The 14508-nt window shown below is 64.3% G+C and carries 16 protein-coding genes; 5 read left to right on the forward strand and 11 right to left on the reverse strand.

Going from position 1 to position 14508, the window contains the following annotated elements:
• Nucleotides 1-26 precede the first annotated feature (26 nt).
• From ACN9MU_RS30295 to ACN9MU_RS30315, 5 genes are read right to left on the reverse strand one after another with little or no spacing between them, the layout of a single operon-like run.
• Nucleotides 27-344 carry a barstar family protein gene (locus ACN9MU_RS30295; protein ID WP_426319535.1) on the reverse strand — a complete coding sequence of 106 codons (318 nt, stop codon included), beginning with the start codon at nucleotides 342-344 and terminating at the stop codon, nucleotides 27-29.
• Nucleotides 344-766 (reverse strand): ExbD/TolR family protein, encoded by a 423-nt coding sequence (locus ACN9MU_RS30300; RefSeq protein WP_426165760.1) that lies wholly within the window; start codon nucleotides 764-766, stop codon nucleotides 344-346. Before ACN9MU_RS30300 ends, ACN9MU_RS30295 begins: the two co-directional genes overlap by 1 nt.
• A gap of 4 nt (nucleotides 767-770) precedes the next feature.
• Complete coding sequence (locus ACN9MU_RS30305; RefSeq protein WP_426165762.1) at nucleotides 771-1427, reverse strand: MotA/TolQ/ExbB proton channel family protein; 657 nt, start codon at nucleotides 1425-1427, stop codon at nucleotides 771-773.
• A gap of 7 nt (nucleotides 1428-1434) precedes the next feature.
• Nucleotides 1435-2244, reverse strand: coding sequence for a 4-hydroxy-tetrahydrodipicolinate reductase (gene dapB / locus ACN9MU_RS30310; protein ID WP_426165764.1), 810 nt, complete (start codon nucleotides 2242-2244; stop codon nucleotides 1435-1437).
• A 16-nt stretch (nucleotides 2245-2260) separates the two neighbouring features.
• On the reverse strand, nucleotides 2261-2788 hold the full coding sequence (locus ACN9MU_RS30315; protein WP_426343877.1) for an outer membrane protein assembly factor BamE: 528 nt from the start codon (nucleotides 2786-2788) through the stop codon (nucleotides 2261-2263).
• A gap of 106 nt (nucleotides 2789-2894) precedes the next feature.
• Between ACN9MU_RS30315 and fur the strand changes: the two genes are divergently transcribed.
• Entirely contained in the window at nucleotides 2895-3323 is a 429-nt protein-coding gene (fur, locus tag ACN9MU_RS30320; protein ID WP_090439976.1) for a ferric iron uptake transcriptional regulator, read from the forward strand.
• Between the two features lie 4 nt (nucleotides 3324-3327).
• Here fur and hrcA read toward each other — a convergent pair whose 3' ends face one another.
• Nucleotides 3328-4341 (reverse strand): heat-inducible transcriptional repressor HrcA, encoded by a 1014-nt coding sequence (hrcA, locus tag ACN9MU_RS30325; protein WP_426165769.1) that lies wholly within the window; start codon nucleotides 4339-4341, stop codon nucleotides 3328-3330.
• 4 nt (nucleotides 4342-4345) lie between these two features.
• Nucleotides 4346-5041: an HAD family hydrolase gene (locus ACN9MU_RS30330; protein WP_426165771.1), complete on the reverse strand. Its 696-nt coding sequence runs from the start codon at nucleotides 5039-5041 to the stop codon at nucleotides 4346-4348.
• 136 nt (nucleotides 5042-5177) lie between these two features.
• On the opposite strand from ACN9MU_RS30330, the gene ACN9MU_RS30335 reads away from it, so the two are divergent.
• The 3 genes from ACN9MU_RS30335 (at nucleotide 5178) to ACN9MU_RS30345 (ending at nucleotide 7714) form a co-directional block, all read left to right on the forward strand.
• A complete protein-coding gene (locus ACN9MU_RS30335) occupies nucleotides 5178-5789 on the forward strand; it encodes a hypothetical protein (protein WP_426165773.1) in 612 nt (203 codons plus the stop codon).
• Nucleotides 5790-5801: 12 nt separating this feature from the next.
• Nucleotides 5802-6377 (forward strand): hypothetical protein, encoded by a 576-nt coding sequence (locus tag ACN9MU_RS30340; RefSeq protein ID WP_426165775.1) that lies wholly within the window; start codon nucleotides 5802-5804, stop codon nucleotides 6375-6377.
• A 245-nt stretch (nucleotides 6378-6622) separates the two neighbouring features.
• Nucleotides 6623-7714, forward strand: coding sequence for a glycosyltransferase family 4 protein (locus tag ACN9MU_RS30345; protein ID WP_426165777.1), 1092 nt, complete (start codon nucleotides 6623-6625; stop codon nucleotides 7712-7714).
• An 85-nt stretch (nucleotides 7715-7799) separates the two neighbouring features.
• Here the strand turns inward: ACN9MU_RS30345 and rsmA are convergent, their stop codons facing one another.
• The 4 genes from rsmA to ACN9MU_RS30365 are packed head-to-tail and all read right to left on the reverse strand — an operon-like array spanning nucleotide 7800 to nucleotide 13355.
• Nucleotides 7800-8570 (reverse strand): 16S rRNA (adenine(1518)-N(6)/adenine(1519)-N(6))-dimethyltransferase RsmA, encoded by a 771-nt coding sequence (gene rsmA, locus ACN9MU_RS30350; protein ID WP_426165779.1) that lies wholly within the window; start codon nucleotides 8568-8570, stop codon nucleotides 7800-7802.
• 15 nt (nucleotides 8571-8585) lie between these two features.
• Nucleotides 8586-9668, reverse strand: a complete 1083-nt coding sequence (gene pdxA / locus ACN9MU_RS30355; protein WP_426336558.1) for a 4-hydroxythreonine-4-phosphate dehydrogenase PdxA — start codon at nucleotides 9666-9668, stop codon at nucleotides 8586-8588.
• A 16-nt stretch (nucleotides 9669-9684) separates the two neighbouring features.
• Nucleotides 9685-11079, reverse strand: coding sequence for a peptidylprolyl isomerase (locus tag ACN9MU_RS30360; RefSeq protein ID WP_426343878.1), 1395 nt, complete (start codon nucleotides 11077-11079; stop codon nucleotides 9685-9687).
• A gap of 41 nt (nucleotides 11080-11120) precedes the next feature.
• Nucleotides 11121-13355 (reverse strand): LPS-assembly protein LptD, encoded by a 2235-nt coding sequence (locus ACN9MU_RS30365; protein ID WP_426343879.1) that lies wholly within the window; start codon nucleotides 13353-13355, stop codon nucleotides 11121-11123.
• A gap of 98 nt (nucleotides 13356-13453) precedes the next feature.
• Between ACN9MU_RS30365 and ACN9MU_RS30370 the strand changes: the two genes are divergently transcribed.
• The gene (locus tag ACN9MU_RS30370; RefSeq protein WP_426343880.1) at nucleotides 13454-14506 is read left to right on the forward strand and encodes an aminoglycoside phosphotransferase family protein; all 1053 of its coding nucleotides are present in this window, start codon (nucleotides 13454-13456) and stop codon (nucleotides 14504-14506) included.
• The last annotated feature ends 2 nt before the right edge of the window (nucleotides 14507-14508 follow it).

The following is a 14508-nucleotide window of genomic DNA, read 5'->3' on the forward strand; positions in this document are numbered from 1 at the left end:
GCGGATCAGACACCGGTTTACCGGTTCTAGCGCAAAGTCAGTTTCAACGCCGGCTTCTCGCCATAATCCTCATAGCGCTCATTGATCCCGCCGACGCAATAGCTGATCTCTTCCAGCAAATCCGCCGGCATCTTCCTCGCATCGGTAATAACAATCTCCAGCACCTCATTGGGCTTGAGCCGGAAGCGCGTCATATTGTCCTCATCGCGCAGATAGGACAGGCAATCGACCCAGGCATCAATCGTCGCGCCATACCCCGACGGGAACCCGAGTTCCGCCTGGCAGGCAGCATGAAAAGCCGCCTCATCGCCGATTACGGCCCCGTTTAACGTAGCAACAGCCATTATTTCTTTTCCTTCGGATCGGTGACGAAACCAAGACGGGTCAGGCCATGCGACTGCGCCGCCGCCATCACCTGCGCCACCACTTCATAGCGGGTATCCTTGTCCGCCCGCAGCTGCAACTCCGGCTGCTGCGGCAAGCCCGCCGCCTCGGCCAGGCGCTCCTCAAGCTCGCCCGGCTGCAAGGCATCGTTATTCCAGTAAACCGTGCCGGCGGCATCGATGGCCAGGGTCACGGTATCGGCCTCCTGCTGCAGCGCCTTGGCCTGCGCCTTGGGCAGTTCCAGCTGAACTGCATTGGTAAACATCGGCGCGCTGATGATGAAGATCACCAGCAGCACCAGCATCACGTCCACCATCGGCGTGACGTTAATGTCCGCCATGGATTCCTTCTGCCGGTGATGGTTGAAGGAGCCGAATGCCATCAGTTCAATCCCTGGCCAGGTAAGCGTGCAAGTCGTGCGCGAAGGCGTCGAGCTCGGACAGCGTGATGCGGTTGATGCGGTTAAAGCCGTTATACGCCAGCACCGCCGGAATCGCCACGGTCAGGCCGACGCCGGTCATGATCAGCGCCTCGCCCACCGGACCGGCCACCTTGTCGATCTGCACCGTGCCCTGCGCCGACACCGCCGCCAGCGCATGGTAGATGCCCCACACGGTGCCCAGCAAGCCGACAAACGGCGCGGTCGACGCGATCGACGCCAGCAAGGTCAGGCCCGATTCCAGCCGCGTGGTCGAGACATGGATCGCATCGCGCAGCACGCGCGTGACCTGCTCCGAGCGCCCCATTTCGGCGGCGATGCTGCCGCCCTTGGCATGCGCCAGCTGGTGCGCCCCGGCCTGCGCCACAGCCGCAAAGATTCGCTCCTGGTCGCGCGCCACCATCAGCGCCACGCCATCGGCCACTGAGGGCGCGTCCCAGAACGCCTGCACCACCGGCGCCGCGCGCCGGATGCGCCACGAAGCCCAGCCCTTCCACAGGATGAAGAACCAGGAGGCCAGCGACATCGCCAGCAGCAGGTAGGCCACGGCATGGCTGATTGCGTCGCCGCGCTGCCAGTAGCTGGCGAAGGTAAAGTGCTCCATCAGCCGATCAGCCGTTCAGGCCCAGCACGTCGTACATATCGTACAAGCCGGTCTTCTTGTCGGCCAGCCATTGTGCCGCGCGCAGCGAGCCGTTGGCGTAGTGCTGGCGCGAAGAGGACTTGTGGCTGATTTCAATGCGCTCGCCCTCGGTGGCAAACATCACGGTATGGTCGCCGATGATGTCGCCGCCGCGCACGGTGGCAAAGCCGATCGAGGACGGATCGCGCGGGCCGGTCACGCCTTCGCGCGCGAACACGCCGCACTCCTTCAGGTCGCGCCCCAGCGCATCGGCAATCACCTCGCCCATTTTCAGCGCGGTGCCGGACGGCGCATCGACCTTGTGGCGGTGGTGCGCCTCGATGATCTCGATGTCGTAGCCCAGGTCGAACTGCTTGGCGGCGAACTCCAGCAGCTTCAGCGTCACGTTGACGCCCACGCTCATGTTCGGCGCGAACACGATCGCGGTCTTTTGCGCCGCTGCCGCGATGGCCGCCTTGCCCGCTTCATCGAAGCCGGTGGTGCCGATCACCATCTTCACGCCATGCTCGGCGCAGTAGGCCAGGTGGGCCAGGGTCCCTTCCGGGCGGGTGAAGTCGATCAGCACGTCGGCGCCGGCCAGACCGGCGGCCAGGTCGGCGGTGATGGCCACGCCGGCCGGCTGGCCGGTAAAGGCAGCGGCATCGCTGCCCAGGGCCGGCGCGCCTTCGCGGTCCAGCGCGCCGGACAGGCGTGCCTCGGGCGCCTTCTGCACCGCCTCGATCAACATATGGCCCATGCGGCCGCTGGCGCCGGCGATGGCGATATTCAGTTGCGTCATCTCGCTGTTTCCTCGGTTATTGCTTGGTGCCCGATTCCTGGCCGCCCGGCAGCGGCGCCTTGCCCGGCGCCAGGTTGCCCTTGGCATCCTCGGACTTCTTGAATTCCTTGATCGGGCCGGCGATGCGCGCGATGTATTCCTGTTCGGTCGGCAGGTCGCCGCCCTCGAAGCTGGCCACCTTGTCCTCCTGGTCGAAGAACACCACCACCGTGCTGGTGGTCAGCTCGCCATTGCCCTTGGCCAGGCGGAACGGGTAGTCCCAGCGCTTGCCGTGGAAGGCATCGGCCATCAGCGGCGTGCCGAGCAGGAACTTGACCTGGTCCTTCGTCATGCCGTTCTTGAGCTGGGCCAGCATCTCCTTCGACACGAAATTGCCCTGCTGGATATCGGGGCGGTAGGGCGAGAAGAACCACAGGAATTTCTGCGTCTTGGTGATCTGGGTGGTCTGGGCCCCCTGCGAGGCTTCCACCGGGGCCACGGTGGCTGGCTTGCTGGCGCAGGCAGCCAACAGGGCGGCAGCCAGCAGCGGAGTGCTACGTTGCAACAAAGACAGCGGGGTCAAACGCATATTATGCATACCTCAATTCCGTGAGCAGAAGTGCCTAAAACGCTATATCATAAAGCACTTCCCGCAACTGACGTTAGCAAACATGAGTAACAGCCCTACCGACCTGAAGGCCTCCGGCCTGAAGGCTACCCTGCCGCGCCTGAAGATCCTCGATATTTTCCAGAGCAGCCCCGTGCGCCACCTGACGGCGGAAGACGTGTACAAGCTGCTGCTGGCCGAAAACATGGACGTCGGCCTGGCCACGGTGTACCGCGTGCTGACCCAGTTCGAACAGGCCGGCTTGCTCAACCGCAACCATTTCGAAAGCGGCAAGGCGATTTTCGAGCTCAACGAAGGCTCGCACCACGACCACCTGGTCTGCCTCGATTGCGGCCGGGTGGAAGAATTCGTCGACGAAGAGATTGAAAAGCGCCAGCAAAGCATCGCCGCCGAGCGCGGCTTCAAGATCGCCGAACACGCGCTGGCCATCTACGGCAGCTGCACCAAGGTCAACTGCCCGCACAAGCATTGATTTTTCAGTGGTTGCTCAGCGCGTTCGACAGCAGCCGCGACGTGATATCGACAATCGGGATCACTCGCTCGTACGCCATGCGGGTCGGCCCGATCACCCCCAGCGTCCCCACGATCTTGCCGTTGGCCTCATAGGGCGCGGTGACCACGCTCATTTCATCCATCGGCACCAGCTGCGATTCGCCGCCGATGAAGATCTGCACGCCGGAGGCCTTGGACGACACGTCCAATAGCTGCATCAGCCCGGTCTTTTGCTCGAACAGGTCGAACATCGCGCGCAGCGAGCTCATGTTCGAGGACAGGTCGGCCACCGACAGCAGGTTGCGCTCGCCGGCGATCACCATGTCTTCCGATTCGGCCATGGCCTCGCTGCCCGCCTCCACCGCCGCCTGCATCAGGCGCCCCATATCGTCGCGCAACTGGCGCAGCTCATGCTGCAGGCGCCCGCGCACGTCCTCGAACGACAGCCCGGAATAGTGCTGGTTGATGAAATTGGCCGACTGCTGCAACTGGGCCGGCGTGTAATCGACGTCGGTCAGCAGGATGCGGTTTTGCACGTCGCCGCCGGGTGAAACAATCACCAGCAGCACCCGCTTTTCGCCCAGGCGCAGGAATTCGATCTGCTGGAACACCGACTCGTGGCGCGGCGCCAGCACCACGCCGGCAAACTGGGTCAGCGACGACAGCATCTGGGCCGCATTGGCAATCAGCTTTTGCGGCTGCGGCGAGGCCGCGCGCAGGCTGGCCTGCACCGCGCTTTCATCGATGTGCTGCACCGTCAGCAGGGTGTCGACAAAGATGCGGTAGCCGCGCGGGGTCGGCACCCGTCCCGCCGAAGTATGCGGGCTGGCCACATAGCCCTGCTCTTCCAGGTCGGCCATGATGTTGCGGATGGTGGCCGGCGACAGCTCCAGCCCGGAGATCTTGGACAGGGCGCGCGAGCCCACCGGCTGGCCGTCGGCGATGTAACGCTCAACCAGGGCTTTGAGCAGGGTTTGGGCACGGATATCGAGATGCATAGGCCTATTCTGCCAACTGTTGTTCCAGCCACGCAAGCAATTCATCGAGCGTGGCGCAAATCGCGTCCGGCTGCGGCGCACCGTCCGGCAGGCCGGCGCCGTGCCGGTTCATCCACACCGCGCGCAAGCCGGCCGCCTGCGCCCCCGCCACGTCCAGCGCCAGGTCGTCGCCCACGTACACCGCATCGTGCGGCGCCACGCCCAGCGCCTGGCAGGCCGCGCGGAAGATGTCCGGCGCCGGCTTGGCCGCGCCGAAACGAGCCGCCGCCAGCGATACCTCGAAATGGTGGGCCAGGCCGATCACTTCCAGGTCGGCATTGCCATTGGAAATCGTGCCCAGCTGCACATGCTGGCGCAGCTTGAGCAAGCCCGGCAGTACATCGTCATACGGCGTGACTGCATTGCGCGCGGCAAAGAAGTGCGCCATCGCGCCCTCGACATGGGCCGCGTCCTCGCCGGCCGCGGCAAAGGCCGCGTGCAAGCTGGCGCGGCGCAGCTGGCCCAGGTCGATCAGCAGTTCCGGCTGGGCCGCCGCCAGTTCGGCACGGTGCGCGCGCAAGGCATCGATCGACCATTGCGCCGCCACCCTGGGCGCATGAGCCGCCAGCCAGGCGTGCAGCGTCAGCTCCGCTTCAGCGATGACGGGCGCGATCGGCCACAGGGTGTCGTCCAGGTCGAACAGGATGGCTTTCGGCTTCATGGGCGCATTGTACCGCGCCGCGGTTGCAAGCTGTTACAAGGGAAAAGCTGGCCAAATCGGCTATGGATGGTGCAAATGCACTAAAATAGGCGCCGATTTGACCGCGCGACGCGCGCAACCGACTGGAGAAAGTGGAATGAAGAGTAAGTATCTGTCTGCCGCCGCCGCGCTGCTGTGCGTCGCCGGACTGGCCGCCTGCGGCGGCAAGGGCAATGGCAGCATCGCCCTGGTAGTCCAGGTCCTCGGACTGGACCGCGGCGACCTGGTGCTGCAGAACAATGGCGGCGACGACCTGACCATCACCACCGCTGGCAACGGCAGTTATTCCTTCAAGACGCTGATGGCTCCGGACTCCCAGTTCAATGTGAGCATCAAGAGCGTGCCGGCCAACGTCAGCTGCAAGCTGGCCAACAACACCGGCAAGATCAACTACTACACCTACAACCAGACCGTCGTGACCTGCACCCCCGACCCGTACCCGCTGGGCGGCACGGTCAGCGGCCTGGCCGGCAGCGGCCTGGTGCTGGCCAACGGGGCCCAGACCGTGAACGTGGCCGCCAACGGCAGCTGGCAGTTCGCCACCCCGATCGGCAACGGCAGCGTGTATGGGGTCACCGTGCTGAACCAACCGACCAACCCCAGCCAGAAATGCACGGTCGCCGGTGGCACCAACGGCAACGGTACCGGCAAAATCGAGCCAAGTAAGGATATCAATTTCAACTTGATCGTGACTGTTACCTGCAACTAAGAAAGAGTCCAGATGAAAGCAAAATTCCTTGTCGCGGCCCTGCTGGCCGTCGCCCTGGCAGCCTGCGGCGGCAAAGCCAGTTTCACCATTGGCGGCACCATTTCCGGCCTGAACAACAGTGGCCTGAAGCTGAAAACCGCTGCCGGCGACACCGTCGAAGTGCCAGCTGGCGCCACCACCTTCAGCTTCCCCAACAGCATCAGCTACGGCACCGAATACAAGGTCGAGATCGTGCAGCAGCCGGCGCACATGACCTGTGACTTCCTGGGCGGCACCAATGTCGGTTCGGCTGGCCACACCACCTCGATCAACATCCAGATCAGTTGCGTCCAGAACGCCTACGCCGTCACCGGCACCGTGGAACGCTTGACCACTGGCGACTTGACGCTGGTCAACGGTAGTTCGAGCATTGTGGTCGCCAAGGGCGCCACCACCTTCGCCCTGCCCAACCTGCTCCCGGTCGGCACCGCCTACGGCATCAGCGTCCTGACCCAGCCGCCCGGCCTGAAGTGCGAAGTCCTCAACGGTAGCGGCGTAATGGGCGACGAGCCCCGCAACAACGTGCAAGTGGTCTGCAACCCGGCGTGATATAAGCAAGTGGAATGACTGGAATTCCAAAAATAAATTGGAACAATATGCCGCGACGCAGCATAATTACACCTGTCTCCTCCACTTCTTAACAGAAATGGATTCAGCCCGCTCCCTGAGCGGGCTTTTTTTTGTTCCGGCGCCGACCACCTTGCCCTCGCCGGGTCAGCCTTGCTGGCTGCGCCGCTGGTAAGCTATAGTCGGCTACTTTTCGAGAGCGTCCCCAAGTAGAAGGCAAGCACCGCTTGAAACAAGAAAAACTACACCTGCTGTTCATTTGCCCCACCGTTGCCGGCTATATTGGCGGCACCGAAACGGTGGTCAGCCAGTTCTGCCAGCGCCTCAAGCACAAGGCGCAGATCACCCTGCTCAGCGGCGAGCCCGGCGCAGGCCGCAAGCGCCTGGTCGACCTGGAAGGCGTCAAGCTGCTTACCCTGCCGTTCATCGCCCGCGACAGCAAGCTGAACCGAGTGCTCAGCAAGCTGCTCATGACCAGTCCGTTCAAGATCGAGAGCTACAGCTTTTTCCGCTCGCTCGGGCAAAGCGGCATGGACCTGTCGCGCTACGACTACATCGTGACCTTCTACGAAGCCGATGCCTACCTCTTGTCGAAGCGCTACCCGGCGCTGCGCCAGCGTTGCCGCCATTTCCTGCCGGGCGTATCGCTGCGCGGCTTCTTCAAGCGCGTGCCGGCCAAGGACGTGTTTTACCTCGGATACCGCGCAGCGGAAAAGACCCGACGGAAATGGGGCCTGGAGATCCAGTCGCTGCCGCTGGGCGTGGACGGCGCCTTCTTCCCGCCCAGCCCACCGGCCTACCCGGCCGGCAAGCGCCTGCTGTACATCGGCCGCCTGGATGGCAGCAAGAACGTGGACTGGCTGGCGGACTTTTTCATGCAAAGCGGCCTGGCCCGGCAAGGCTACCACCTCGACATCGTCGGCGACGGCCCGCTGCTGGACAGCCTGCTGGCCAAGTACGGCAACGAGCCAAGCATGACTTTCCACGGCAGAAAGCGCCAGGAAGAAGTGATCGGCATCCTGCGCCAGGCCTTCCTGCTGCTGCACCCGACCGACCACGAAAGCTTTGGCCTGACCATCCTGGAAGCGATGGCAGCCGGGATTCCCGTCCTGACCCACGGGCTCGACAGCATCAAGGCCTGGGCCGGGGAACACCCGCGCTACGCCGCCCACCTCGATGCCGCCGCCTGGACCCGGGAAATCCAGAAATTCGAGCAGCCCGCCTACTGGCTCAGCGCCAGCGCCGGCAGCCTCGAGTACGCCAAATCGTTCACCTGGGAGCGCGTGGCAGACCAGGTGCTGGAACTGATCGCCACATGAAAGTCGGGGTCAGGTCTGGCAATCCGCCACAAATTTCGCATAGCGAAATTTGTGGCGGATTGCCAGACCTGACCCCGACTTTCAATCAGACAGGCAGGTTGGCCAGCGCGACGTAGGCTTCCACCGGCACCATTTCCGGGCGGTCTTGCGGGTTGATGCCGGCCGCTTCCAGCTGCTCCGGCGTGAACATGCCAGCCACGCAGTTGCGGATTACTTTCCGGCGCTGCGAGAAGGCTTTCTGCACCACCGCTTCCAGCCGTGCCGGGTCGCAGGCCAGCGGCTGCTCGATCGGGATCATGCGCACGATGGCCGAATCGACTTTCGGCGGCGGGTCGAAGGCGTCCGGCGGCACGATGAACAGCAGGGCCATGCGGTAGCGCCATTGCAGCATCACCGACAGCCGGCTGTAGGCCTTGGTGCCGGGTTCGGCCACCATGCGCTCCACCACTTCCTTTTGCAGCATGAAATGCTGGTCCTGCACGATGGGGGCGAATTCGGCCAGGTGGAACAGCAGCGGCGAAGAGATGTTGTACGGCAGGTTGCCCACCACGCGCAGCTTTTTCCCTTCCGGCACCGGGATGTAGCCAAAGTCGAACTTCAGCGCGTCGCCGGCGTGGATGGTCAGTTTTTCGCGTGGGTAGCGCTTTTCCAGGCGCGCCACCAGGTCGCGGTCCAGTTCCACCACGTGCATGTGCGGCAGGGACTTGAGCAGCAGGTCGGTCATGGCGGCCAGTCCGGGGCCGATTTCCACCATGGTGTCGCCGGCGGCCGGCGCAATGGAATCGATGATGTCGCCGAGGACGCGGTCGTCCTGCAGGAAGTTCTGGCCGAAGCGTTTGCGGGCAATGTGTTTCATGGTTGTTCTTTCTGCTTATTGGCTGGCCTGCGCCATCTGCAGCGCCGCCTCCAGTGCGGCCTGCATGCTGGAGCAGTCGGCGCGGCCCAGGCCTTGCGCGGCCAGGTCGAGCGCAGTGCCGTGGTCGACCGAGGTGCGGATCAGCGGCAGGCCGAGCGTGATGTTGATGCCGTGGCCGAAGGTGGCGTACTTCAGCACCGGCAAGCCCTGGTCGTGGTACATGGCCAGCACGCAGTCGGCGTCTTTCAGATACTTGGGCTGGAACAGGGTGTCGGCCGGGTACGGGCCGCGCGCATCGATGCCGCGCGCGCGCGCAGCGTCCAGCGCCGGGGTGATGGTATCGATCTCCTCGCGCCCCAGGTAGCCGTTTTCGCCGGCATGCGGGTTCAGGCCCGCCACCAGGATGCGCGGCGCGGCGATGCCGAACTTGCCGCGCAGGTCGGCCTGGATGATGTCCAGCGTTTGCGCCAGGCTCTCTTGCGTGAGCGCGGCGCTGACCTCCTTCAGCGGCAAGTGGGTGGTTGCCAGCGCCACGCGCAAGGGCGGTGCATCTTCTGCGCGGGCGGCTGCACGCGGCTGGCCGGCCAGCATCATCACCACGCGCGCGGTGCCGGTCTGCTCGGCAAAGTATTCGGTGTGGCCGGAAAAGGGCACGCCGGCGTCGTTGATGGTGGATTTCTGCACCGGGGCGGTGGCCACGGCTTCGAACCAGCCGGCGCGGATGCCTTCGATGGCGGCGTCCAGCGTGGCCAGCACGTAGCGGCCGTTTTCCTTGTCCAAGACGCCCGGCTGCACATGGGCGCCGAGCGGGATGTCCAGCGCGCACAGGCGGTCCGCGCCGAAGTGCGGCAGGCCGGCATTGCGCGCCGCCATGGTGGTGACGGCGCTGATGCGGATCTCGGGATCGATGGCCGAGGCGGTCATGGCCAGGAAGGCGGCGTCGCCCACCAGCACCGCATTGACCTGGTGCCGCATGGCCCAGGCGGCGCGGATGGCGATTTCCGGCCCGATGCCGGCCGGCTCGCCGGTGGTGATGGCAATCACCGGACGAACCCCGGGGCGCACACCTGGGCGACGTGCTTGCAGGTTGGCGCTCATGGTGTCCCCCGCCTGCTTATTTCAACGATTCGTCGCGGAACTCGACGTAGGCGCGGTCGCGCACCTGGCGCTGCCAGTCTTCCACCGCTTCCACCAGCTTGCGCTCGCGCAGGGCGTTGCGGGCCGCGGCGCGCTGCTTCTCTTTCGAGACGTCGTCGGTCTTGCGCTCCAGCACCTCGATCAGGTGGTAGCCGAAGGACGATTCGACCGGTTCGGACACCTGGCCCAGTTTCAGGCCGTTCATGGCCTGCTCGAATTCGGGCACGGTGTCGCCAGGGTACAGCCAACCGAGGTCGCCGCCCTTGCTGGCGGTGCTGTCGTTGGAGAACAGGCGCGCCAGCTCCTCGAACTTGGCCGCCTTGTTGTCCAGGCGCTCCTTCAGTTCCAGCAGCTTGCGCTTGGCGTCGGCCGCGCTCATGGTCGGCGTGACTTTCAGCAGGATGTGGCGGGCATGGGTCTGCTGCACGGTTTCCTGGGCAGCCGCTTCGGCCATGCTGCGCTTGTCGACCAGCTTCAGGATGTGGAAGCCGGCTGCGCTCTTGATGATCGGGGTGTTCTGGCCCGGCTTCAGCTTGTTCAGCGCCTCGGCGAAGATCGGCGGCAGCGCGCTGCCCGGGCGCCAGCCCACGGCGCCGCCCTGCAGCGCGTCGGACGCGTCGGAATAGGTGGCGGCCATCTTGGCGAAGTCGGCGCCGGTGCGCAGCTGGCGCAGCACTTCTTCGGCGCGCTTCTGGCGCTGGCCCAGCACTTCGGGCGAAGCATTTTCCGGGATGCGCACCATGATCTGCGAGATGTTCAGCTCGAACTGCTCGGACGCCGCCGCTTTCTCGGCAGCGATGAAGCTGTCCACTTCCGCTTCGCCGATGGTGATCTTGTTGTCGACCTCATACTCGCGCAGGCGCTGCATGATGATCTCTTCGCGGATCTCTTCGCGGAAGGAGGCGAAGGTGGTGCCCTCCTTCTCCATCTGGTTGCGCAGCTGCTGCACCGTCATCTTTTGCTGCTCGGCGATGCGGGCAATGGCGCGGTCGAGCATATTGTCGTCCACCCGCACCCCCATTTCCTTGGCCAGCTGCAGCTGGGCGCGCTCCACGATCATGCGCTCGAGCACCTGCTTGCGCAGTTCGGCCTGGTCAGGCACGGCCAGCTTCTGCTGCTGCATGCGCGCCACGATGGTGGCCGCGCGTTCGTTCAGTTCACGCTGGGTGATCACTTCATCGTTGACGATGACGGCGATGGCGTCGATCGGCGCGTTGGCCGACTGGCCCGGCGGCGTGAAGCCCTTCGATGGCGCCGCCTTGGCAGCAGCGGCTGCCGGCACTGCCGGCTTGGCAGGCTTGGCGTCCTGCGCCAGGGCCGGGACGGCAAGGGAAGCACACAGCAGGGCAACAGCTAATTTGATCGGGTGCATATCTGAAACGCTCATGTATCAGTGTGGATGAAATCGAAAGCTTAACGGCCTTCATTGACGCGGCGATAGCCAGGAATGCTGTTCTTCAGCACCTCCAGCGGGTTGCCGAAACCGAGCTTGGACAAGCCGTTCAACTCCAGCTGGAAGAAGAACTGGGTCGAGGTCTTCTTGGCCGTGGTGACGAAGCGCTGCGCGCCCATGCGGAATACCCAGCAATCGCAGTTGTATTCCAGCCCCACCACGCTTTCCAGCATCTTGTGCTCGCGCAGCGAGTATGACACGCGGCCGACGCCGAACCACTTGTCCGAGATCGGCCACTGGGTCGACAGGTCGGCATTCTTGAAGCTGTCGCGCACATAGCGGTAGCCGGCGTTGAGCACCTTGTAGGTGCCCGGCTGGTACTGCAGCGACATATTCGAGGTGGTGACCTTGCTGGTGCTCGGGTTGTACTGCACCAGGCTGTCGATGCCCCAGGAATTGGAGATGCGGCCGGTGGCCGCCAGCAGCATGTCGGAACGGGTGCTGTTGACCGGCGTTGAATTGTCGATCTGCACGCGCTGGTCGGCGAAGTAGAAGCGCTGGCCGAACGCCAGGCGCAGGCGCTCGGCGCCGGACGACTCCAGGAAGCGCGACACGACTGCCGCCGTCACCTGGTTGGCGTCGCCGATGCGGTCGGAACCGACAAAGCGGTTCTCGCTGAAGATCTGCGAGAAGTTGAAGGTGGCCGGCGCGGTGTCGAAGTTCGGGTACTGGTCCTGCTTGCGGTACGGCGTGTAGACGTAGAACAGGCGCGGCTCCAGGGTCTGCGTCAGCTTCTTGCCGGCAAACTTGGTATCGCGCTCGAAGATCAGGCCCGAGTCGAGCGAGAAGGTCGGCACCGCGCGCTGCAGCGAGCGCGACGGGTCGCTGCCGAAGGCGTCAAGCTGGTAGGCGCTGGCGTTCAGCATCACTTTCGGCGTCACGAAATAGGAAGCGCCGATGATCGGGTAGCTGACCTGCGGCACCGCCACCAGGCGGTTGCCCTTGATCATGTCCGGGTGCCAGAAGCGGGTCAGCTCGGAATCGAGCTGCCAGTCGAAGCCGCCGACGTCGTAACGCGCCGCGTGCAGGTTGATGGCCGGCAGGCGGTCGTAGGGACGCGAGACGAACAGCGATGGGTCCGCGGGATAACCCGGATCCTGCAGCACATGGTATTTCTGCGCGCGCGCTGTCAGGCTCCAGTATTCGCCGCCGTAGTCGGTGCGCAGTTCCTTGAGTAGCTGGCGCTCGGACGAGGAGGCCACAGTCTTGGAAAAGTCGCTCGGGTAGTTGTTGTCCGAAGCGGCGCGCAGGTTCCAGCCATAGGTCCAGTCCTCGGTCAGGTGCTGGGTGTGCACCGTATGCAGCTGCCAGCGGTCGCGGTTGGCTTCCTTGTCGTTGGGCAGGTACTCGAGCAGGGTCCTGCCCTCGTAGTAGTTGCCACCGTCGGTCTCGCCCATGTAGCGGGCCACCGCGCCCAGTTGCAGGCCGCGGCGCGCGATATAGCGCGGGTACAGCGTCAGGTCGCGGTTGGGCGCGATATTGAAGTAATACGGCAGCACCAGCTCGGCCCCGCCGCGCGAGGAGTACGACGGGGTCGGCGGCAGCCAGCCGGAGCGGCGCGCGCCCGAGAGCGAGAACGACATGGCCGGCGTCCCCAGAATCGGCACGTCCTTGAAATAGATCAGGGTGGCGCCGGCGGTGCCGACGTCGCGCCCCTGGTCCAGGTTCAGCGAACGCGCCTTCACATACCAGTCCGGGTTCGGGCCCTGGCAGGTGCTGTAGGTGCCATCCACCACCTGGGCTTCGTCGTCGTTCAGGAAGTTGATGCGCTGCGCCTTGCCTTGGGCGTTATTGGCTTCCAGCTGGTAGGTCGGCTGCAGCGCATAGCCGCGCGCGGTTTCCAGGTTCAGTTTCAGTTCATCGGCCGTGTAATAGTCGCCGAAGCGCCACAGGCGCACATTGCCCTTGGCCTCAAGCTCCTGCTCCACCTGCTGGAAGCTGGCCGAGTCGGCGGTCACGCGCGTCTTGTCGTGCACAACTTCCACGTCGCGCAGCAGGCGCAAGTCGCGTTCGGGGCGGCCGGCCATGTCTTCGGCGCGTATGGTGGTCGGGGCATTCTTGTCTTCCACATGCGGCGGGCGTTTGGCCGCTGGATGCGACTGCGCATGGGCGGACATCGCCGCGGTGGCGGCGGCAATGGCGGTCAAGGCGAACGCCCAGCGCTTTGGGTTGGGGGGTGCCAGGAACCGGGTCATGGGGGGGACGCGTGAAACACCATAAAGGCGATTTTTTAATGTGAATCCCTTATTATATGGGAATCTTTACCACTCACTGGATTTCGCAGGCTGCTTTAATGTCTTTATTGTCTAATTCACCATCCCCAGCCGCCGATCCACGCCTTGCCGAGCTTACCGAATGGCTGCAAGGCACCGGCCTGGTGGACGCCGCTTCGGCGCGCCCTGCCTCCGAGGATGCCAGCTTCCGCCGCTATTTCCGCGTTGACGTGCTGCCGGCGCACCGTGCCGCGCACGGCGCCACCCTGGTCGCCATGGACGCCCCGCCGCAGCGCGAAAACGTGCCGGCTTACGTGAAGGTCCAGGGCTTGCTGGAAGCTGCCGGCGTGTCGGTGCCGAAAATCGCCGCCGAGAACGTCGCGCAGGGCTTCCTGCTGCTGTCCGATCTGGGCACCACCACCTACCTGCAGGCGCTGAACCACGATTCGGCCGCCACCCTGTATGCCGAAGCGCTGTCGTCGCTGGTCAAGATCCAGCAGGCGAGCCAGCCCGGCGTGCTGCCGGAATTCGACCGCGCCTTCATGCTGCGAGAATTGAATATCTTCCCCGAGTGGTATATCGGCAAGCACCTGGCCGCCACCCTGAGCGAAAAGCAGCAGCAGGAACTGGACAAGGTATTCGAGGCGATCCTGGCCAACTGCCTGGCGCAGACCCAGGTCTATATGCACCGCGACTACCACTCGCGCAACCTGATGTGGATGGACGAGGGCAACCCCGGCATCCTCGACTTCCAGGACGCTGTGTGGGGCCCGATCACCTACGACGCCGCCTCGCTGCTGCGCGACGCCTACGTGTCGTGGGACGAGGAACTGGTGCTCGACTGGCTGATCCGCTACTGGCAGCACGCGCGCAGCGCCGGCCTGCCGGTGAAGAAGGACTTTGACGATTTCTACAAGGACTTCGAATACATGGCCTTGCAGCGCCACCTGAAGATCCTCGGCATTTTCTGCCGCCTGAACTACCGCGACGGCAAGCCGCACTACCTGGGCGACCTGCCGACCGTGATGGAATACGTGCGCAAGACCGCCAACCGCTACCGCGAACTGAAGCCGCTGATCAAGCTGCTCGACTCGCTGGAAGGCACCGCGCCGCAAGTCGGCTACACCTTCTGAGG

Origin of the sequence: Pseudoduganella sp. R-32, assembly GCF_049913245.1 — a bacterium.
Classification (GTDB): domain Bacteria; phylum Pseudomonadota; class Gammaproteobacteria; order Burkholderiales; family Burkholderiaceae_D; genus Rugamonas.